The sequence below is a fragment of the Variovorax sp. PAMC26660 genome (assembly GCF_014302995.1).
GTDB lineage: Bacteria > Pseudomonadota > Gammaproteobacteria > Burkholderiales > Burkholderiaceae_C > Variovorax.
In genome coordinates, this window is the sequence record NZ_CP060295.1 from 2,657,501 (window position 1) to 2,677,830 (window position 20,330).

The following is a 20,330-nucleotide window of genomic DNA, read 5'->3' on the forward strand; positions in this document are numbered from 1 at the left end:
CAAATCTTCTGATTTCTCGTGTGAGAGTTTTGGGGGATTAGCTCAGCTGGGAGAGCACCTGCTTTGCAAGCAGGGGGTCGTCGGTTCGATCCCGTCATCCTCCACCAATAATTCGATACTTATACTCAACACCAAAGCAGCTTCCTGCGAAAGCAAGAGGCTTCTTTGTTGTTGATCAGGATCTCTTGATCAATCGGCTGTTCTTTAAAAATTCATAGAGTTAAATCAGCGTTGCTGATGGAAACTGCACATTCGTAAAGGTTTAGTGCAGACCGTGCCATCAGCAACATAGAATTTTTGATTGCGTCAAAAGAAACTTCAATTTCGAGTCAAATCGAATTTTGAATGTAACGGCATAACGCGTCAGGTGAAAGACCTGACATATTCCTTGAAATGATTTTGTAGTTTCGCAAGAAACGTCAAAGTTATAGGGTCAAGTGAATAAGAGCACGTGGTGGATGCCTTGGCAATGATAGGCGACGAAGGACGTGATAGCCTGCGATAAGCTTCGGGGAGCTGGCAAATTAGCTTTGATCCGGAGATTTCCGAATGGGGAAACCCACCGAAAGGTATCGCATAGTGAATACATAGCTATGCGAGGCGAACCGGGTGAACTGAAACATCTCAGTAGCTCGAGGAAAAGACATCAACCGAGATTCCGAAAGTAGTGGCGAGCGAAATCGGAAAAGCCTGTTAGTGATAGCACAAGACATAACGGAACAGCTTGGAAAGGCTGGCCATAGCGGGTGATAGCCCCGTACGTGAAATGACCTGTGTGGTACTAAGTTAACGACAAGTAGGGCGGGACACGAGAAATCCTGTCTGAACATGGGGGGACCATCCTCCAAGGCTAAATACTCATCATTGACCGATAGTGAACTAGTACCGTGAGGGAAAGGCGAAAAGAACCCCGGGAGGGGAGTGAAATAGATCCTGAAACCGCGTGCTTACAAAAAGTAGGAGCCTCGTAAGGGGTGACTGCGTACCTTTTGTATAATGGGTCAGCGACTTACATTCAGTGGCAAGGTTAACCGAATAGGGAAGCCGTAGAGAAATCGAGTCCGAATAGGGCGATCAGTCGCTGGGTGTAGACCCGAAACCAAGTGATCTATCCATGGCCAGGATGAAGGTGCCGTAACAGGTACTGGAGGTCCGAACCGACTAGTGTTGCAAAACTAGCGGATGAGCTGTGGATAGGGGTGAAAGGCTAAACAAACTTGGAAATAGCTGGTTCTCTCCGAAAACTATTTAGGTAGTGCCTCAAGTATTACCATCGGGGGTAGAGCACTGTTTTGGCTAGGGGGTCATGGCGACTTACCAAACCAAGGCAAACTCCGAATACCGATGAGTACAGCTTGGGAGACAGAGCACCGGGTGCTAACGTCCGGACTCAAGAGGGAAACAACCCAGACCGCCAGCTAAGGTCCCTAAAATTGGCTAAGTGGGAAACGAAGTGGGAAGGCTAAAACAGTCAGGATGTTGGCTTAGAAGCAGCCATCATTTAAAGAAAGCGTAATAGCTCACTGATCGAGTCGTCCTGCGCGGAAGATGTAACGGGGCTAAGCCAGTTACCGAAGCTGCGGATTTGCAATTTATTGCAAGTGGTAGGAGAGCGTTCTGTAAGCCTGTGAAGGTGCGTTGTAAAGCGTGCTGGAGGTATCAGAAGTGCGAATGCTGACATGAGTAGCGTTAAAGGGGGTGAAAAGCCCCCTCGCCGTAAGCGCAAGGTTTTCTACGCAACGTTCATCGGCGTAGAGTGAGTCGGCCCCTAAGGCGAGGCAGAGATGCGTAGCTGATGGGAAACAGGTCAATATTCCTGTACCGTTATATAGTGCGATGTGGGGACGGATCTTAATAGGTCATCCAGTTATTGGATTATTCTGGTTTAGTTGGATGTAGGCGTGCACTAGGCAAATCCGGTGCACATATACCGAGGCCAACGATCGAGCGGACTTGTCCGTGAAGTGACTGAACGAGGTTCCAGGAAAAGCCACTAAGCTTCAGCTATATACGACCGTACCGCAAACCGACACTGGTGCGCGAGATGAGTATTCTAAGGCGCTTGAGAGAACTCAGGAGAAGGAACTCGGCAAATTGACACCGTAACTTCGGAAGAAGGTGTGCCCTATTAGTGTGTAGTGAACAACGAAGCATGAATGGGTTGCAAAAAATCGGTGGCTGCGACTGTTTATTAAAAACACAGCACTCTGCAAACACGAAAGTGGACGTATAGGGTGTGACGCCTGCCCGGTGCTGGAAGATTAAATGATGGGGTGCAAGCTCTTGATTGAAGTCCCAGTAAACGGCGGCCGTAACTATAACGGTCCTAAGGTAGCGAAATTCCTTGTCGGGTAAGTTCCGACCTGCACGAATGGCGTAACGATGGCCACACTGTCTCCTCCTGAGACTCAGCGAAGTTGAAATGTTTGTGATGATGCAATCTCCCCGCGGAAAGACGGAAAGACCCCATGAACCTTTACTGTAGCTTTGTATTGGACTTTGAACAGATCTGTGTAGGATAGGTGGGAGGCTTTGAAGCAGGGTCGCTAGATCTTGTGGAGCCAACGTTGAAATACCACCCTGGTGTGTTTGAGGTTCTAACCTAGGTCCATTATCTGGATCGGGGACAGTGCATGGTAGGCAGTTTGACTGGGGCGGTCTCCTCCCAAAGCGTAACGGAGGAGTTCGAAGGTACGCTAGTTACGGTCGGACATCGTGACGATAGTGCAATGGCATAAGCGTGCTTAACTGCGAGACTGACAAGTCGAGCAGATGCGAAAGCAGGACATAGTGATCCGGTGGTTCTGTATGGAAGGGCCATCGCTCAACGGATAAAAGGTACTCTGGGGATAACAGGCTGATACCGCCCAAGAGTTCATATCGACGGCGGTGTTTGGCACCTCGATGTCGGCTCATCTCATCCTGGGGCTGTAGCCGGTCCCAAGGGTATGGCTGTTCGCCATTTAAAGAGGTACGTGAGCTGGGTTTAAAACGTCGTGAGACAGTTTGGTCCCTATCTTCCGTGGGCGCTGCAGATTTGAGGAAGCCTGCTCCTAGTACGAGAGGACCGGAGTGGACACACCTCTGGTGTATCGGTTGTCACGCCAGTGGCATTGCCGAGTAGCTAAGTGTGGAAGAGATAACCGCTGAAAGCATCTAAGCGGGAAACTCGTTTCAAGATGAGATCTGCCGGGGCCTTGAGCCCCCTAAAGAGTCGTTCAAGACCAGGACGTTGATAGGTCAGGTGTGGAAGCGCAGTAATGCGTTAAGCTAACTGATACTAATTGCTCGTGAGGCTTGACCCTATAACTTTGATCAATCTGATCAAGGTGTTATGCCAAGTTGACGCATTCAAAATAATTCGCCAAAAGCTGATCCAAACTCTATGAATTCGTTTGATTGATCGTGTGATCAATCAAACAACCCTTTATGCCTGATGACCATAGCGACGTGGTACCACTCCTTCCCATCCCGAACAGGACAGTGAAACGCGTCAGCGCCGATGATAGTGCGGGTTCCCGTGTGAAAGTAGGTCATCGTCAGGCTCTTACAGCCCAGAAATCCCCAGTCAGCAATGACTGGGGATTTTTGCATTGGGGAAAACAAAAACAAAAGCGCCTCATCCAAAGATCCAGCGCTTTTAACGGCCAAAACACCCCAAAGACCCGGAAACTCAGAGATTGCGGAGAACCAATCCGGCCAGGGCCGCAGATCCGGTCATAAGCCAATCGATGAGATTGCCAATATCTCTTGAGCCCAAATAAAAAGCCCGGTGAATTCAATTCGCCGGGCTTTTTCTATGACTTTGCAGATCGATGCCACCCATGACAGGGCTGGCTGACCTCACATGTATACGAAGATCAAGCCGCCAAGCGTTGCTCGATCGCAGCCTTGGTTTCCGGCAGCTCCTTAGGCAGATGGTGTTCCAGCTGCTTGAACAATTCGGCGTGCAGCTTCAGCTCGGCTTCCCAGGCCGCCTTGTCGATGCTGGTCACCGTAGCGAACTGTTCGGCGCTGAAGTCCAGGCCGGTCCAGTTCAAATCTTCATAACGCGGGCTCACGCCAGTGATGTGTTCGACACCCTCTGTCTTCCCGCCTTCGATACGGTCGATCATCCACTTCAGCACGCGCATGTTTTCGCCGTAGCCAGGCCAGACGAACTTGCCGTCGGCACCCTTGCGGAACCAGTTGGTCGTGTAGATCTTGGGCAGCTTGGCACCCGAGGCTTCAAGCTTCTTGCCCAGGTCGAGCCAGTGCTGGAAATAGTCGCTCATGTTGTAGCCCATGAACGGCAGCATCGCGAACGGGTCGCGGCGCACCACGCCTTGTTGCCCAGCGGCGGCAGCAGTGGTTTCCGAACCCATGGTCGCCGCCATGTACACACCTTCAACCCAGTTCCGGGCTTCGGTCACCAGCGGCACGGTCGTCGAGCGGCGGCCGCCGAAGATGAAGGCGTCAATCGACACGCCCTTTGGATCGTCCCAGGCGTCATCGAGCGCCGGATTGTTGATCGCGGCCACGGTGAAACGGGCGTTGGGATGCGCGGCCTTGGCACCGGTTTCCTTGGCGATCTGCGGCGTCCAGTCCTTGCCCTGCCAGTCGATCAGATGCGCCGGCAGTGCCTTGCCTGGCGCGTCTTGCTCCATGCCTTCCCACCACACGTCGCCGTCGTCCGTCAGCGCAACGTTGGTGAAGATCACGCTGTCGTTCAGGCTGCGCATGCAGTTCGGGTTCGTCAGCATGTTGGTGCCTGGTGCCACGCCAAAGTAGCCGGCTTCCGGATTGATGGCGCGCAGCGAACCGTCGGCCTGCGGCTTGATCCAGGCGATGTCGTCGCCGATGGTCGTGACCTTCCAGCCTGCGAAGCCGGCAGGTGGCACCAGCATCGAGAAGTTGGTCTTGCCGCAGGCGCTGGGGAAGGCCGCCGCCACGTGGTACTTCTTGCCTTCGGGATTGGTCACGCCCAGGATGAGCATGTGCTCGGCCAGCCAACCTTCGTCGCGGCCCATGTTCGAGGCAATGCGCAGCGCAAAGCACTTCTTGCCCAACAGCGCATTGCCGCCGTAGCCTGAGCCGTAGCTCCAGATCTCGCGCGTTTCCGGGTAATGAACGATGTACTTGGTCTTGTTGCAGGGCCAGGACACATCCTTCTGGCCGGCTTCGAGCGGCGCGCCCACGGTATGCACACAGGGCACGAAGTCGCCGTTGGCGCCCAGCACCTCGTACACGGCCTTGCCCATGCGGGTCATGATGCGCATGTTGACCGCCACGTAGGGCGAGTCGGAAAGCTCGATGCCGATGTGCGCAATCGGCGACCCCAGCGGGCCCATGCTGAACGGCACGACGTACATCGTGCGGCCCTTCATGCAGCCGTCAAAAAGGGGTTGCAAAGTAGCACGCATCTCGGTCGGGGCCATCCAGTTGTTGGTGGGGCCAGCATTTTCCTTCTCTGCGGAGCAGATGAAGGTACGGTCTTCGACACGCGCAACGTCGCTCGGGTCGGACACCGCGAGGAAGGAATTGGGGCGCTTGGCCGGGTTGAGCTTCTTGAAGGTACCGGCGTCGACCAGTTGCTGGCACAGGCGGTCGTACTCTTCCTTGCTGCCATCGCACCAGTGGATGGTTTCGGGTTTGCACAGCGCGGCCATGTCGGCCACCCAGGCAATCAGCTTGGCGTTCTTGACGTATGAGGGCGCCTGAATGGTGAGGCCCTTCATCGTGGGTGCGTTCATCGGAAATCTCCTAAGTTGAAAAATCGTCTTTCCGAACGGGGCGCCGTGCCTGCAAAGGCGTGGAGGTCCGTTTGAGAAAACGTTTCGCTTTGGGAGAGTGCGTCAGCGCGGGCCGCACGGCCCGCGGACAAAGCCGCGAAAGCCTGTCAGTCAGTCAGGCCATCAGGCCAGGAAAACGGCGATCGACGCCAGCAGCAGCATGAGCACGCCACCGGCCAGCGGGAGCACCAGGGGCATCAGGTGAACGACCGATTCGACGGCGTCTTTTTCGACGGCTGCGCCATGGCTCGGATCGACGGGGGTGGGGTTGGACATCGGGAAGTACCTCGAATACGCAATAGACAGACTGTCGGCATTTTACCGGCGGGTAGCCCTTGACCGGTCTAGGGGGTTGCGAGCCCCCAGACCGTGAGTGTCAAGTGGCTCTCAATGTTGTTCTTCGGCCTCGAAGCCGGCGTCCTTCAGTGCCGCCAGCACGCTGGCCAAGTGAGCCCGTCCGCGGGTCTGCAGCACCAGCTCGATGTCGACGTTCTGTGCCGCCAGCATGGTGAAGGCGCGCTGGTGATGAACCTCGTCGACGTTAGCGCCTGCTTCGGCGACAGTGGCCGTGATCTCGGCCAGCGAGCCAGGCACGTCGCGCGCACTCACGCGCACCCGCGCCAGCCGGCCCGCCCGCACCATGCCGCGCTCGATGATGGCCGCGAGCAGCAGCGGATCGATGTTGCCACCCGACAGAACCAGCCCGACGCGCTTGCCCTTGAAGCGTTCCGGGTGCCGGATCAGCGCCGCCAGGCCCGCCGCGCCGGCGCCTTCAACCAGCGTTTTCTCGATTTCGAGCAGCATGAGCACGCCCTGCTCGATATCACCTTCGTCCACCAGCAGCAGGTCGTCGACCTTGCTGGCGATGATTTCCTGCGTCAGCACGCCAGGCGTGCCCACGGCAATACCTTCGGCGATGGTGCTTTTGCCCTGCACATGGTGCGTGCCCTTGATGGCGTTGACCATGGCCGGAAAGCGCGTGGTCTGCACCCCGACGATCTCGATGCCCGGCCTGCGCTCGCGCGCCGCGACCGCCATGCCCGCGATCAGCCCGCCGCCACCGACCGCCACCACCAGCGTGTCGAGGTCGGGCACCGCATCGAGCATTTCGAGCGCCACCGTGCCTTGCCCCGCAATGATGGCCTCGTCGTCATAGGGATGCACGAAGGTCAGCCCCTCGCGCTGCGCCAGCTCCAGCGCATGCGCGCGCGCCGCGTCGAGCGTGTCGCCATGCAGCACCACCTCTGCGCCGAAACCGCGCGTGCGCTCGATCTTCACGCTGGGCGTGAAGCGCGGCATCACGATCAGCGCGCGCAGGCCCAGCCGCTGCGCGTGATAGGCCACACCCTGCGCATGGTTGCCGGCCGACATGGCGATCACGCCGCGTGTACCGTTCTGAGAAAGATCGACCAGCTTGTTGCACGCACCACGCTCCTTGAACGAGGATGTGAACTGCAGGTTCTCGAACTTCAGGAACACCTGGGCGCCGACGATTTCCGACAGCGTGCGTGACTCGACGCAGGGCGTATTGAGTACCTGACCTTGCAGGCGCACCGCAGCGCGCTGGATTTCTTCGATTCCGACCATGGCCGGCATTGTGGCTGGAATCGCACCGTGAGGGTTTTTACCGTCTGGCGGTCTTCCCGAAGCCAAAAGTCTGCGTTATGGTCTCTCCACGAATTTCCTAATCGGAGGTTGCCTGATGGTCAAGCGTGCGGGTGTCGATGTGGTGGCTGCTGCGGTACGCGGGCAGGCATTGCCTTCGCCCGGTCTCAAGGAGGCGCCGGTGCTCGAGCTCATGTGCTCGCACTTCGTGCTCACGCTCGCCGCCAAGCAAGGGCCGCGCTTCAATGTGCGGCGCGATATCAACGGGCTGCTGTCGCTCACGGGCCGGCATCTGGTGTGGCCCGCCGCGGTGTTGCAGCGATTGCGCGAGTTCCTCGGCCGCCGCTGCGCAGGCAACGAAGCGTGGAAGGGCGTCGAGAATTTCGACGGACGCACGCTGCTCGAACGCCACGGTGTGTGGCGCGGTCCGTATGAGGAAGGCACGCTCTTCTTCTATCTCGACGAATACGCGAAGGACCAGCCCAAGGACCTGCTCTCGGTACTCGCCGTCACACGCGATTGGCTCACGCATGCACTGCGCAAGCAATCGACGCTGGTCGAGAAGAACATCGATGCGCTCGCGGGCCTGCTGCAGCTCAACAAGGCCGAGCGCGCGCTGCTGCTCTACGGCACGCTCGCGCGCTACCAGCGCGACCTGCGCTCGCTGCTGGTCGAGTTCAAGGTCAACAACGCGCCCGAGGCCTATGCCGCCATTGCCGACATCGCAGGCGTGAATGCCAGCGAAGTGGGTGAAGCCTTGCGCGCGGGCTCGCGGCTCGAACGCATTGGCCTGGTCGAAAACCTGATCTCCGAGCACAACATCACCGACCTTGCCGACCTCATGAAGGTCAGCGAGAAGCTGCCGCCGGTGCTGATGCGCGAGTACCGCGACCAGAACGAGCTGATGGCGGTGTTCACGCGGCCCTCGGCCAAGAGCGCGCTCACGCCGCACGACTTTTCTTTCGTAGAGGAAGATGCGCAGATGCTCGTCACGCTGCTGCGTGCCGCCGTCGCGCGCAAGGAGCCCGGCGTCAACGTGCTCCTCTACGGACCGCCTGGCACTGGCAAGACCGAACTCGCCAAGGTCGTCGCGCAGGCGGCCGGCCTTGAACTCTTCGAGGTCGAATACGCCGACCGCGACGGCAATTCGTTGAGCGGCCGCGACCGCTATCGCTCGCTGCAGATCGCGCAGGTGTTCCTCAAGGGCAGTGCGCAGGCCGCCTTGTTGTTCGATGAAGTCGAGGATGTGTTCCCACCCATCAGCACCGAGGCCGCGCAGTTCATGGCCCGCGCCGAGCAGATTCCCGCGCCCACCAGCGGCAGCGTGAGCGGCAAGGCCTGGGTCAACCAGATCCTCGAAGCCAACCCGGTGCCCACGCTGTGGGTCACCAACCGCATCGAGCAGATCGACCCGGCCTTCCGGCGCCGCTTCGCGTACCACCTCGAACTCAAGTCGCCGCCGCCCGGCGCGCGCGAGCAGCTCGTGAAGAAGACGCTCGAAGGCGTCGTCGTGTCCGAAGCCTTCACCGCCAAGCTGGCCGGACGCAAGGGCCTCACGCCCGCACAGATCCGCACGGCGGTGCGTTTCGCGGGGCTGGCTCGCACCGACGATGCCTCGATGGAAGGGCTGATCGAGCGGCAATTGCGCAATGCCGACCTCGCCCTGGGCACGCTCGACACCGGCCGCGGCGAGCGCCGCAGCGTCACCACCTACGACCTCGACATGCTGCATGTCGAAACGCGCTTCGAGATCCCGCGCATCGTCGAGGCGCTGAAGGCACGCGGGCACGGCACGTTGTGCTTCTATGGCGCGCCCGGCACCGGCAAGACCGCGCTGGCCGAACACATCGCCAAGGCCGTCGGCCGCCCGCTGATCGTCAAGCAGGCCAGCGACCTCATGAGCAAATACGTCGGCGAGACCGAGCAGAACATGGCCGCCATGTTCAAGGACGCCGAAAACGAAAAGGCCGTGCTGCTGCTCGACGAAGCCGACTCCTTCCTGCAGGACCGGCGCGGCGCGCAGCGCACCTACGAGGTCACCGAGGTCAACGAGATGCTGCAGGGCATGGAGCGCTTCAACGGCGTTTTCATATGCACCACCAACCTGCTCGAGCGGCTCGACCAGGCGGCGCTGCGGCGCTTCACCTTCAAGATCAAGTTCAAGCCGCTCACCAAGGAGCAGCGCGAGCGCATGTTCGTGGTCGAGGCGCTCGCGGGCGATGCCGCGCTCATGACCGGAACCCTGCAAGCGCGGCTGGCGCAATTGCCGCAGCTTTGCCCCGGAGATTTCGCCGCTGTGAAACGGCAGACCGATATCCTCGCGGTCGAATTCTCGGCCGCCGAATTTCTCGACCAGCTCGAAGCCGAGCATCGCATCAAGCCCGAAGTGCGCGAGTCGCGCGGCATGGGCTTCGTGCAGTAACAGTAGCAGCAGACAGCGACAGAACAACGGGTGTGAAACCCGGGGAGCGCATTGGGGCAGACAGGTCGCCCGATGCGAAACATCCGCCCGGCACCACGGGCACGAGGAGGAACACATGGGCATTCGCAAGATAGACCTGCGGCAGTTGCCGCGTCCTGGGGCGTGGGCTGCGGCCGCCACGCTGGCCGTGGCCAGCCTGCTGGCGAGTTGTGGAGGCGGCGGAGGTGGGGGCGGCGGTGGCGTGCCGCTCGGCCTGCTCCCCGGCGGCGGCACCCCGCCGCCCGCCGGCGGCGATACCGGTATCGTTCCTTCGTCCTCGGTGGCCGGCTTGTGCGCCGCGCCGCGCAACGGCACCAACCCCGACACCGGCGCGGGCTACCCCGACCGCCTGGGCTCGCTCGACAAAGAAAAAAGCTGGGTGCGCGGCTGGATCGACGAAACCTACCTCTGGTACGGCGAGGTGCCGACCACCCTCAAAGCCGCCGACTACGCGACGCCGGTCGATTGGTTCAATGTGCTCAAGACGACGGCTACCACGGCGTCGGGCAAGGCCAAGGACCGCTTCCACTTCATCTACGACACCGAGGTGTACCGCCAGCTCTCGCAGGGCGGCGTGTCGGTCAGCTACGGCGCGGAGTTCGTGTCCATCGCCACCAAACCTCCGCGCGAACTGCGCGTTGTCCTCGTCCAGCCCGGGTCGCCCGCCGACCTCGCCGGGCTGAAACGCGGCGCCAGGCTGCTGACCGTCGACGGCGTCGATTTCGTCAACGCGACCGGCGCAGCCAACGCTGCCACGATCAATGGCGCGCTCTCGCCGAAGGCCGTGGGCGAGTCGCACACCTTCACGTTCCAGCTGGGCAGCGCGCCAGCTGTGTCCTATTCCCTGGCGGCCACCAATGTCACGAGCAAGCCGGTGCAGAACGTCACGGTTCTCGACGGGGGCGGCGGCAAACATGTGGGCTACATGCTGTTCAACGACCACATCACGACCGCCGAACAGCAGCTCATCGATGCGGTGAACACCTTCAACGCCAGCCCGGGTGGCATCCAGGATCTCGTGCTCGACATGCGCTACAACGGCGGCGGCCAGCTCGCCATCGCCAGCCGGCTGGCCTACATGATCGCCGGGCCATCGGCCACGGCGGGCAAGACCTTCGAGCAACTGACCTTCAATGACAAGAACCCGTTCCGCTTCTCGCTGGCGCAGAGCCAGATGCCGTTCTACAGCACCAGCAGCCGCACCAGCACGGCCTTGCCCACGCTCGGCCTGTCGCGGGTGACCGTGCTGACAAGCCCCAGCACCTGTTCGGCCAGCGAATCAGTCATCAACAGCCTGCGCGGCGTGGGTGTCACGGTCAACCTCGTCGGTGGCACCACCTGCGGCAAGCCCTACGGCTTCTATCCGCAGGACAACTGCGGCACCACCTACTTCGCGATCCAGGTCAAGGGCGTGAACCAGCTGGGCTTCGGCGACTACGGCGACGGCTTCCCGCCCACCTGTGCCGTGTCCGGCGACGACTACGACCACCAGCTCGGCGACCCGAACGAAGCCCGGCTGGCCGCGGCTCTCGCATTGCGCAGCGCAGGCACCTGCCCTGCGCCGGTGGCCAAGGCGATGGCGCAAGGCCTTGGGAAGGCCCAGCCTGCCGAGGCCGAGACGCCCTTCCTGATCGACCAATCGCCGTTGCGCCGCAACCGCCTGCTCGAAGCCTTGCCCAACCCGGGCTGACCCCCGCCGCACTCTCGCGGAAAACCCCTAGGCCACGGTGCTTGCCACGCCCGTGGCTTGCGCCTTAGAGTTTCGCAAACGTTTGCGCAAAGCTTTGCGCAAACGTTTGTATTTCAGTCTTCCTCGACTGAAAACCAAATTCTTAGGAGCAGAAGATGCGCAAATGGATCGGGACGATGTTCGTCGTCGTCATCGCGGTGCTGGCCGGTTGTGGGGGCGGAGGCGATGGTGGTGGTTTTGGCTTGGGTCCCGGTTCTGGCTCGGGCTCTGGTGCCCCCCCGGCCGCTGTCGCGCAGAAGATCCTCATCGACAGCGACTACAACACCATGAGCGACGACGGCCAGCTTGGCGTCATGGCCGCGCAGCTGCAGGCCACGGGCAAGGTCCAGGTCATGGGCATCAGCGTGGTCTCGGGCAACCAGTGGCTCAAGCAGGGCGTGGCCGATGCGCTGATGTCGGTCGAACGGCTCGGCGTGGGCAACCGCATCGGCATCTATTCGGGCGCGAACTACGCGCTCAACCACACCTATGCCGACGTCCAGGCCGAACTGGCCGCGGGCGCGGGTGGTGACGGCTACCTGGGCGCCTGGGGCGGCCCCGAGCCCAAGGCCGACGTCGACCTCAAGCCCTCGCCCGATGGTTTCGCCACCCACACCACGCTGCAGCGCAAGAGCGCGGTCGACTTCATCGTCGACACCGTGAAGGCCAATCCGAACGAAATCACCATCCTCGCCATCGGTCCGCTCACCAACATCGCGCTGGCCGTGAAGCAGAACCCCGAGATCGTGCCGTTGATCAAGAAGATCATCTACATGGGCGGCGCCATCGACGTGGCAGGCAACACCACCAAGGCCGCCGAGTTCAACTGGTGGTTCGACCCCGACGCCGCGCAGTTCGTGGTGCGCCTGCCCATCCCGCAGGTGGTGGTGCCGCTGGACGTGACCGACACCGTGTTCCTGACCAAGACGATCTACGACCGCATCGCACACCCGGCCAAGCCCACCGCCGTGACCGATGTGTTCCAGAAGCTCAACGGCTACGGCTTCGACGGCAAGAACGGCTTCGAGACCAACCCCAACTACACCCAGAACATCTGGGACACGCTGACCCTGGCCTACCTGCTCGATCCGACCTACGCCACCCAGACGGAAGACCGCTATGTCGACGTGGTGGCCAAGCCCGGCGCGCCCGACAACGGCCGCTCCATCGGCTATGTCTCGCAGCCGCCCGGCCCGGCGCTGCAGAAGCTGACGGTGGTGAAGAAGTTCGACAACGCGCGTTTCTTCGAGCTGTATGTCGACCTGCTCACGCGCCCGGTGCCCGTCGTGCTGCCGGCCACGAACTGAGTCCTGCCGGGAGCCGTCGGAAGTGAGCCCGAGCTAGAACGCCTCGCAGACCCGCAGCACTTCGGTGCCGTAAGCCTCGAGCTTCTTGGTGCCGATGCCGCTGATGCCCTGCAGGTCTTCGAGCGTGGCGGGTGCGCGCTCGGCAATCGAGGCCAGCGTCGCGTCGTGGAAGATCACGTAAGCCGGCAGGTTGTGCTCTTTCGCGACCTCGGCGCGCCAGGCCTTGAGCGCCTCGAAGCGCTTTTTGCCGACGTCGTCCAGCTTGGCCGCCGCCGGCGAAGGCGCGCCCTTGGCGACTTTCTCGCGCCGGGACTTGCGCTCCGTCGGTGACGAGACCGACTCGCGCAGCGTCACCGCCGCCTCGCCCTTGAGCACCGCGCGCGACCCTTCGGTGAGCTTCAGCGTGTTGAACGCTTCCGCATCCACCGCCAGCGCGCCCGTGGCGATCAGTTGCCGCAGCACGCCGCGCAACTGCACTTCGCTGAACTCCGCGCCCAGCCCGAAGGTGCTGATGCGCTCGTGGCCGAACTGCTTGACCTTCTCGGTCGACTTGCCGCGCAGGATGTCCATGACATGCCCCGCGCCGAAGCTGATGCCGCTGAGCTGCTGCACGCGGTAGATGGTGCTGAGCAGCTTGCGCGCGGCATCGGTGCCGTCCCACACCTGCGGCGGGTTCAGGCAGTTGTCGCAGTTGCCGCAAGGCGTGCTCTTTTCGCCGAAGTAGCCCAGCAGGCGCACGCGCCGGCAGTCGCTCGCCTCGGCGAGCGAGAGCAGCGCATCGAGCTTGCCGCGCATCACCTGCTTGAACTCTTCGCCGGCTGGGCTCTCGTCGATCATGCGGCGCTGGTTCACCACGTCGTTCAGGCCGTAGGTCATCCAGGCGTCGGCGGGGCCGCCGTCGCGGCCCGCGCGACCGGTTTCCTGGTAGTAGCCCTCGATGTTCTTCGGCATGTCGATGTGGCCGACGAAACGCACGTCGGGCTTGTCGATGCCCATGCCGAAAGCGATGGTCGCGACCATCACCACGCCTTCTTCGCGCAGGAAGCGGTCCTGGTGCTTCTGGCGCACGGCTGCATCGAGCCCCGCGTGGTACGGCAGCGCGTTGATGCCCGCGTCGCGCAGCGTCACCGCCAGCTCTTCCACGCGCTTGCGCGACTGGCAATAGACCACGCCCGCATCGCCTTCGTGCTCGCGCTCGATGAAGCGCAGCAACTGCGTGGTGGCGTCCTTCTTCTCGACGATGGTGTAGCGGATGTTCGGCCGGTCGAAGCTGGAGACGAACTGGCGCGCCTCTTCGAGCTGCAGCCGCTCGACGATGTCGGCGCGCGTCAGGTCGTCGGCCGTGGCCGTGAGCGCGATGCGCGGCACGCCCGCATAGCGCTCGTGCAGCACCGTGAGCGCGCGGTACTCGGGGCGGAAGTCGTGGCCCCACTGGCTCACGCAATGCGCCTCGTCGATCGCGAACAGCGACAGCTTGCCGCGCTCCTTCAGCGAATCGAGCTGCGACAGAAAGCGCGGCGTGTTCACGCGCTCGGGCGCCGCGTACAGCAGCGTGATCTCGCCGCGCAGCATGCGGCGCTCCACGTCCTGGGTCTGTTCCCAGTCGAGCGTGGAATTCAAGAAAGCGGCGTTCACGCCGGCTTCGTGCAGCGCGCCCACCTGATCGTGCATCAGCGCGATCAGCGGCGACACCACCACCGACACGCCATGCCCCGCGCGCTGCCGCGCGATGGCCGGGATCTGGTAGCACAGCGACTTGCCGCCGCCCGTGGGCATCAGCACCAGCGCGTCGCCGCCTGCCACCACGTGGTCGACGATGTCCTGCTGGGCACCCCGGAACTGCGAGTAGCCGAAGACTTCGTGAAGGATGTCGGCGGGTGCTGCGCTGCCGGGGGCGTCGTCGAGGGGATGGGGGGCAAGAGAGGACACAGGCAGCGAACGCGACAGGGCGCGAGGGCGAAAAAGGGGAAGGCGCCGATTGTCCCCCAGCGACACCGATATGACTGTGGCATGAGGTTTGCAACAGTGGCCTCCGTCCCGTCGCCCCTCCTGTATAGACAGCAATCTGGTGCATTTCACTCAGGCATGCACCGAAAAAGACCTTCCGGGTTATCCTGTATATACAAGCTGGGGCGCTTGGCAACAATGCGAGGCGCGCGCTGTCCGATGTTTCGGGAGCGCATCGCCGAGCCATCTCTCTCAAAAAATGGAACCAGGAGTCCCCATGGTCAAGACGGTAGTTGTGAAAGTCGCTTCGCTGCTGGCAGCAGGTGCATGTGCAGCGGGCATGGCCGGAACGGCCGCCGCCCAGGAAACGAAGATTTCGCTCGGCATGTCCGGCTGGACCGGCTTCGCGCCGCTCTCGCTGGCCGACAAGGCCGGCATCTTCAAGAAGAACGGCCTGGACGTCGAACTCAAGATGATTCCGCAGAAAGACCGCCACCTGGCCCTGGCCTCCGGCGCGATCCAGTGCGCGGCCACCACGGTCGAGACGCACGTGGCCTGGAACGCCAACGGCGTGCCCATCGTGCAGATCTTCCAGATGGACAAGTCCTACGGCGCCGACGGCCTCGCGGTGCGCAACGACGTCAAGACCTTCGCCGACCTCAAGGGCAAGAGCATCGGCGTGAGCGCTCCCGGCACCGCGCCGTACTTCGGCCTGGCCTGGATGCTCAGCAAGAACGGCATGACGCTGAAAGACGTGAAGGTGGTCTCGCTCGAACCGCAACCCGCCGCGCAGGCTTTCGTGGCCGGCCAGAACGACGCCGCTATGACCTACGAGCCGTACCTCTCGACCGTGCGCGCCAACCCCGCCGCCGGCAAGATCCTGGCCACAACGCTCGACTACCCGATGGTGATGGACACCGTCGGCTGCGCGCCCACCTGGCTCAAGGCCAACGCCAAGGCCGCCGCCGCGCTCACCAAGTCGTACTTCGACGCGCTCGACCTGATCAAGGCCGACCCGGCCAAGGCCAACGAACTCATGGGCTCGGCCGTCAAGCAAAGCGGCGAGCAGTTCGCCAAGTCGTCGGCCTACCTGCGCTGGCAGGACAAGGCCGCCAACCAGAAATTCTTTGCGGGCGAGATCACCACTTTCATGAAGGAAGCCGCAACGATCCTGCTGGAAGCCGGCGTGATCCGCAAGGCGCCTGAAGACTACGCCGTGACCTTCGATGCAAGCTTCGTCAAGTAAGGCGATGCCGCAGATGGCGCCCCGTGCGGCATCTGCGTCTGCCGCCTCATCAACACCCGTGGCCCCCGTGCGGCGCCGCGCGTTCGCGCCGCTCGAACCCATCGGCGCGCGTGCCCGCGTGCTGCTGGGGCTCGGCTTCTTCGTCGTGTTCGTGCTGGTGTGGTCGCTCGCCACGCTCGGCGGCTTCGTGTCGCCGACCTTCCTGGCGAGCCCGCCGACCATGGTCAAGGAGGGCTGGCTGCTCTTCACCGAGTACGGCTTCATCGGCGACATCGGCATGACCGTGTGGCGTGTGTTCGGCGGCTTCCTGCTGGCGGCCGTGTTCGCGGTGCCGCTGGGCATCGCGATGGGCACCTGGAAGACCGTCGAGGCCTTCTTCGAGCCTTTTGTCTCGTTCTGCCGCTACCTGCCGGCCTCGGCCTTCATTCCGCTGCTCATCCTGTGGGCGGGCCTGGGCGAAATGCAGAAGCTGCTGGTGATCTTCATCGGCTCCTTCTTCCAGATCGTGCTGATGGTGGCCGTCACCGTGGGCGGTGCGCGCCGCGACCTCGTCGAAGCGGCCTACACGCTGGGCGCCAACAGCCGCGGCATCGTGGCGCGGGTGCTCATTCCGGGCGCCGCACCGGGCATCGCCGAAACGCTGCGCCTCGTGCTCGGTTGGGCGTGGACGTATGTGATCGTGGCCGAGCTGATCGGCTCGTCGTCGGGCATCGGCCACATGATCACCGACAGCCAGGCGTTGCTGAACACCGGGCAGATCATCTTCGGGATCATCGTGATCGGCGTCATCGGCTTGCTGTCCGACTTCGCTTTCAAGGCAATGAATCGCCGTCTGTTTGCATGGGCCGCACTGTGAAGAACCAACTCTCCATCCAGGGCGTCTCGCGCGTCTTCACCGGCAACAGGGGCCAGAGCACGCAGGCGCTGCTGCCCATCGACTTCGAGGTGCGCGAGAACGACTTCGTCACCATCCTCGGCCCCTCGGGCTGCGGCAAGTCGACGTTGTTGCGCATCGTGGCGGGGCTCGACTTTCCGACCACCGGCCAGGTGATGCTCGACGGCGAGCGCATCGACGGCCCCGGCGCCGATCGCGGCGTGGTGTTCCAGAGCTACACGCTCTTTCCGTGGCTCACCGTGGCGCAGAACATCCGCTTCGGCCTGCGCGAGCGCGGCATGAGCGAAGCCGACCAGAAGGAGCGCAGCGAGTTCTTCATCGCCAAGGTCGGCCTGCGCGGCTTCGAGCATCACTTTCCGAAGCAGCTCTCGGGCGGCATGCAGCAGCGCACGGCCATTGCACGCGCGCTCGCCAACGACCCCAAGATGCTGCTGCTGGACGAGCCGTTCGGCGCACTCGACAACCAGACCCGCGTGCTGATGCAGGAGCTGCTGCTGGGCATCTGGGAGTCGGCGCAGAAGACGGTGTTGTTCGTCACGCACGACATCGACGAAGCGATCTTCATGGCCAACCGCGTGGCGGTGTTCAGCGCGCGGCCGGGCCGCATCAAGACAGAGATCGCGGTCGACTTTCCGCATCCGCGCAGCTACACGATCAAGACCTCGCCGGAGTTCATGGAGATCAAGGCGCGGCTGACTGAAGAGATTCGCGCGGAGTCGATGGCTGCTGCGGAGCACTAGGAATGAAGCCTTGGTCTTCTCTTCGTCGCGTTGTGCTTGGCGTTTGCTGTTCAGGGCGCGCCCACGCCGACGGCGTGCTCTGCTCCGCGAATGTCCCCCGGGGCGCTGCGCGCCCCTCCTCCTTTATTTCGCTGCGCAGAGCACACCGCCAGCGTGAGCGTTATGCGGAGCAGTCGTTGATCGGCGATCACCAGCAGCGTGTCATGCGCACTCGCCCTGAAGAACAACAGCACCCAGAACGCCCGCACAGATCGACATGAAGCGCGACCTGCCCACCCTCGCGCTCTACGCGCAAGTCAAGGATCACATCTCCCGAAAGATTCAGGACGGCACGTGGGCGCCCGGCCACCGCCTGCCCTCGGAGCACGAGCTGGTCGCGCAGTTCGGCATGGCGCGCATGACAGTCAACCGCGCGCTGCGCGAGCTGGTGGAACAGGGCCGCATCGTGCGCGTGGCCGGCGTTGGCAGCTTCGTGGCTGAGAACAAGCCGCAATCGACGCTGCTGCAGATCGCCAACATCGCCAGCGAAATCCGCCAGCGCGGCCACGACTACCGCTGCGAAATGATCGCCGTCGAACGCATCGCCGCATCGCCCGATGTGGCTGCATGGCTCGACCTGCGCCCCGGCGACTCGGTGTTCCACAGCGCCTGCCTGCACCTGGAAAACGACACGCCCGTGCAGCTCGAAGAGCGCTACGTCAATCCGCAGGTCGTGCCCGACTACCTCGAACAAGACTTCAGCAGCATGCCGCCCAGCGAATACCTGCTGCGCAACGTGCCCTTCGACCAGATCGAACACGTCGTCGACGCCGTGCTGCCCAGCGCTGAACAGGCTGCCCGGCTCGCGATGACGCCCACCGACCCCTGCCTGCTGCTGACGCGCCGCACGTGGATACGCACCACGCCCGTGACATGGGTGCGCTGCCTGCATCCCGCTTCGCGCTACAGCCTGGGCAGCCGCTTCCGAGCCGACGGCAACCCCAGCTCGGGTTAGTTTTTTTCGTCCCCAGAGACCTACGTTTTCTCTCGCAACCACTTGTATAGACAGGTTCACATGCCAAGCAACCACACCGCCACTTCCAATGCCACCCTGACCCTCACGCCCGGCAAGGTCGATCTTGCGATGCTGCGACGCATCCAGGCCGGCGGCGTGCAACTTGTGCTCGATCCGTCGGTGCGCGACGGCATGGCGCTCTCGCAAGCGGCGGTGCGCCACATCGTCGAGAACGATCAGGTGGTCTACGGCATCAACACCGGCTTCGGCAAGCTCGCGAGCACGCGCATCGGCAACGACCACCTGGCCGAATTGCAACGCAACCTCGTGCTGTCGCACAGCGTGGGCACGGGCGAGCCGCTGGCTGCGCCTGTCGTTCGGATGATCCTCGCGACCAAGGCGGTGAGCCTGGCGCGTGGACACTCGGGCGTGCGGCCCGCGCTGGTCGACGCGCTGCTGGCGCTGTTCAACGCGGGCGTCACGCCGAGCATTCCGTGCAAGGGTTCGGTCGGCGCCTCGGGCGACTTGGCGCCGCTGGCGCACATGGCCTGCGTGCTGATCGGCGAAGGCGAAGCGACGCTGGCTGACGGCAAGAAGGTCAGCGGTGCCGAAGCGATGCGCAGCATCGGCCTCGAACCCTTCGTGCTCGGCCCCAAGGAAGGCCTGGCGCTGCTCAACGGCACGCAGGTGTCGACCGCGCTGGCGCTGGCCGGCCTGTTCGGCGCAGAAGACGTGTTCGCCGCCGCGCTGATGTCGGGCGCCCTGTCGCTCGAAGCGATCCAGGGTTCGATCAAGCCCTTCGACGCACGCATCCACGCCGCGCGCGGCCAGCCGGGCCAGATCGCCGTGGCGGGCGCCGTGCGCACGCTGCTCGAAGGCAGCGAGATCGTGCCGTCGCACGCCGACTGCGGCCGTGTGCAGGACCCGTACTCGGTGCGCTGCATTCCGCAGGTGATGGGCGCCTGCCTCGACAACCTCGCACACGCCGCGCGCGTGCTGGTGATCGAAGCCAATGCAGCATCGGACAACCCGCTGGTGTTCTGCGACACCGGCGAAGTGATCTCGGGCGGCAACTTCCACGCCGAGCCCGTCGCCTTCGCGGCCGACATCATTGCGCTGGCCGTGAGCGAGGTCGGTGCCATCTCCGAGCGCCGCATCGCGCTGCTGCTCGACACCGGCCTGTCGGGCCTGCCACCGTTCCTGGTGCGCGACGGCGGCCTCAACTCCGGTTTCATGATCGCGCAGGTCACGGCCGCAGCGCTCGCGTCGGAGAACAAGTCGCTCGCGCATCCCGCCAGCGTCGACAGCCTGCCGACCTCGGCCAACCAAGAAGACCACGTCTCGATGGCCACCTTCGCGGCGCGCCGCCTGGGCGACATGGTCAACAACACCGCAGTGGTCGTCGGCATCGAAGCCATGGCCGCCGCCCAAGGCATCGAACTCAAACGCAAGTTGAAGAGTTCGCCGCTGGTGGAAGCGGAGTTTGCCGCCATCCGCCAGAAGGTCGCTTTCCTCGAACGCGACCGCTACCTCGCACCCGACATCGAAGCCATGCGCCAGTGGGCGCTGAAGGCCGAGCTGCCGGCCGCGCTGCTCGACATCCTGCCCAGCCACTCGTAAAACATCACCCAACAG

At 62.6% G+C, this 20,330-nt stretch carries 12 protein-coding genes, 2 tRNA genes and 2 rRNA genes (1 of these 16 cut by a window edge); 12 read left to right on the plus strand and 4 right to left on the minus strand.

Annotated features, from left to right (window positions below; all coding sequences use genetic code 11):
* The 4 genes from H7F35_RS12860 to rrf form a co-directional block, all read left to right on the plus strand.
* Positions 1 to 2, plus strand: a tRNA-Ile gene (locus H7F35_RS12860) (it extends 75 nt beyond the left edge of the window).
* Positions 3 to 31: 29 nt separating this feature from the next.
* Positions 32 to 107: transfer RNA gene (locus tag H7F35_RS12865), tRNA-Ala, on the plus strand.
* 324 nt (positions 108 to 431) lie between these two features.
* A 23S ribosomal RNA gene (locus H7F35_RS12870) occupies positions 432 to 3,305 on the plus strand.
* A gap of 127 nt (positions 3,306 to 3,432) precedes the next feature.
* Positions 3,433 to 3,545: ribosomal RNA gene (gene rrf / locus H7F35_RS12875) — 5S ribosomal RNA — on the plus strand.
* A gap of 315 nt (positions 3,546 to 3,860) precedes the next feature.
* Here rrf and H7F35_RS12880 read toward each other — a convergent pair.
* The 3 genes from H7F35_RS12880 to H7F35_RS12890 all read right to left on the minus strand — a co-directional run bounded on the left by H7F35_RS12880 (position 3,861) and on the right by H7F35_RS12890 (position 7,358).
* Positions 3,861 to 5,732, minus strand: coding sequence for a phosphoenolpyruvate carboxykinase (GTP) (locus tag H7F35_RS12880; protein ID WP_187113232.1), 1,872 nt, complete (start codon positions 5,730 to 5,732; stop codon positions 3,861 to 3,863).
* Positions 5,733 to 5,894: 162 nt separating this feature from the next.
* Positions 5,895 to 6,047, minus strand: a complete 153-nt coding sequence (locus tag H7F35_RS12885; protein WP_185546130.1) for a hypothetical protein — start codon at positions 6,045 to 6,047, stop codon at positions 5,895 to 5,897.
* Between the two features lie 111 nt (positions 6,048 to 6,158).
* Positions 6,159 to 7,358, minus strand: a complete 1,200-nt coding sequence (locus H7F35_RS12890) for a threonine ammonia-lyase (RefSeq protein ID WP_187113233.1) — start codon at positions 7,356 to 7,358, stop codon at positions 6,159 to 6,161.
* 115 nt (positions 7,359 to 7,473) lie between these two features.
* Here H7F35_RS12890 and H7F35_RS12895 point away from each other — a divergent pair, with 115 nt between their 5' ends.
* The 3 genes from H7F35_RS12895 to H7F35_RS12905 all read left to right on the plus strand — a co-directional run bounded on the left by H7F35_RS12895 (position 7,474) and on the right by H7F35_RS12905 (position 12,873).
* Positions 7,474 to 9,798, plus strand: coding sequence for an ATP-binding protein (locus H7F35_RS12895; RefSeq protein ID WP_187113234.1), 2,325 nt, complete (start codon positions 7,474 to 7,476; stop codon positions 9,796 to 9,798).
* A 115-nt stretch (positions 9,799 to 9,913) separates the two neighbouring features.
* Complete coding sequence (locus H7F35_RS12900) at positions 9,914 to 11,527, plus strand: S41 family peptidase (protein ID WP_187113235.1); 1,614 nt, start codon at positions 9,914 to 9,916, stop codon at positions 11,525 to 11,527.
* Positions 11,528 to 11,682: 155 nt separating this feature from the next.
* A complete protein-coding gene (locus H7F35_RS12905; RefSeq protein WP_187113236.1) occupies positions 11,683 to 12,873 on the plus strand; it encodes a nucleoside hydrolase in 1,191 nt (396 codons plus the stop codon).
* A gap of 33 nt (positions 12,874 to 12,906) precedes the next feature.
* On the opposite strand, the gene recQ is transcribed toward H7F35_RS12905, so the two are convergent.
* A complete protein-coding gene (gene recQ / locus H7F35_RS12910; RefSeq protein ID WP_187113237.1) occupies positions 12,907 to 14,802 on the minus strand; it encodes a DNA helicase RecQ in 1,896 nt (631 codons plus the stop codon).
* Positions 14,803 to 15,097: 295 nt separating this feature from the next.
* Here recQ and H7F35_RS12915 point away from each other — a divergent pair, with 295 nt between their 5' ends.
* From H7F35_RS12915 to hutH, 5 genes are all read left to right on the plus strand, one after another.
* Positions 15,098 to 16,066, plus strand: a complete 969-nt coding sequence (locus H7F35_RS12915) for an ABC transporter substrate-binding protein (protein ID WP_187113238.1) — start codon at positions 15,098 to 15,100, stop codon at positions 16,064 to 16,066.
* Complete coding sequence (locus H7F35_RS12920) at positions 16,047 to 16,922, plus strand: ABC transporter permease (protein ID WP_187113239.1); 876 nt, start codon at positions 16,047 to 16,049, stop codon at positions 16,920 to 16,922. The genes H7F35_RS12915 and H7F35_RS12920 overlap by 20 nt, the downstream gene beginning before the upstream one ends.
* Positions 16,907 to 17,701: an ABC transporter ATP-binding protein gene (locus H7F35_RS12925; RefSeq protein ID WP_187113240.1), complete on the plus strand. Its 795-nt coding sequence runs from the start codon at positions 16,907 to 16,909 to the stop codon at positions 17,699 to 17,701. The genes H7F35_RS12920 and H7F35_RS12925 overlap by 16 nt, the downstream gene beginning before the upstream one ends.
* 256 nt (positions 17,702 to 17,957) lie before the next feature.
* Positions 17,958 to 18,695, plus strand: a complete 738-nt coding sequence (gene hutC / locus H7F35_RS12930; protein WP_187113241.1) for a histidine utilization repressor — start codon at positions 17,958 to 17,960, stop codon at positions 18,693 to 18,695.
* Positions 18,696 to 18,755: 60 nt separating this feature from the next.
* Positions 18,756 to 20,315 (plus strand): histidine ammonia-lyase, encoded by a 1,560-nt coding sequence (gene hutH / locus H7F35_RS12935; RefSeq protein WP_187113242.1) that lies wholly within the window; start codon positions 18,756 to 18,758, stop codon positions 20,313 to 20,315.
* Positions 20,316 to 20,330: the final 15 nt, after the last annotated feature.

Excerpts from the sequence above, each read along its gene's own strand:
- H7F35_RS12885 (WP_185546130.1), bottom strand. The coding sequence starts at position 6,047 with ATGTCCAACCCCACCCCCGTCGATCCGAGCCATGGCGCAGCCGTCGAA.
- H7F35_RS12880 (WP_187113232.1), bottom strand. The coding sequence starts at position 5,732 with ATGAACGCACCCACGATGAAGGGCCTCACCATTCAGGCGCCCTCATAC.
- H7F35_RS12920 (WP_187113239.1), top strand. The coding sequence starts at position 16,047 with ATGCAAGCTTCGTCAAGTAAGGCGATGCCGCAGATGGCGCCCCGTGCG.
- H7F35_RS12915 (WP_187113238.1), top strand. The coding sequence starts at position 15,098 with ATGGTCAAGACGGTAGTTGTGAAAGTCGCTTCGCTGCTGGCAGCAGGT.
- H7F35_RS12925 (WP_187113240.1), top strand. The coding sequence starts at position 16,907 with ATGGGCCGCACTGTGAAGAACCAACTCTCCATCCAGGGCGTCTCGCGC.
- hutC (WP_187113241.1), top strand. The coding sequence starts at position 17,958 with ATGAAGCGCGACCTGCCCACCCTCGCGCTCTACGCGCAAGTCAAGGAT.
- H7F35_RS12890 (WP_187113233.1), bottom strand. The coding sequence starts at position 7,358 with ATGGTCGGAATCGAAGAAATCCAGCGCGCTGCGGTGCGCCTGCAAGGT.
- H7F35_RS12905 (WP_187113236.1), top strand. The coding sequence starts at position 11,683 with ATGCGCAAATGGATCGGGACGATGTTCGTCGTCGTCATCGCGGTGCTG.
- hutH (WP_187113242.1), top strand. The coding sequence starts at position 18,756 with ATGCCAAGCAACCACACCGCCACTTCCAATGCCACCCTGACCCTCACG.
- H7F35_RS12895 (WP_187113234.1), top strand. The coding sequence starts at position 7,474 with ATGGTCAAGCGTGCGGGTGTCGATGTGGTGGCTGCTGCGGTACGCGGG.
- H7F35_RS12900 (WP_187113235.1), top strand. The coding sequence starts at position 9,914 with ATGGGCATTCGCAAGATAGACCTGCGGCAGTTGCCGCGTCCTGGGGCG.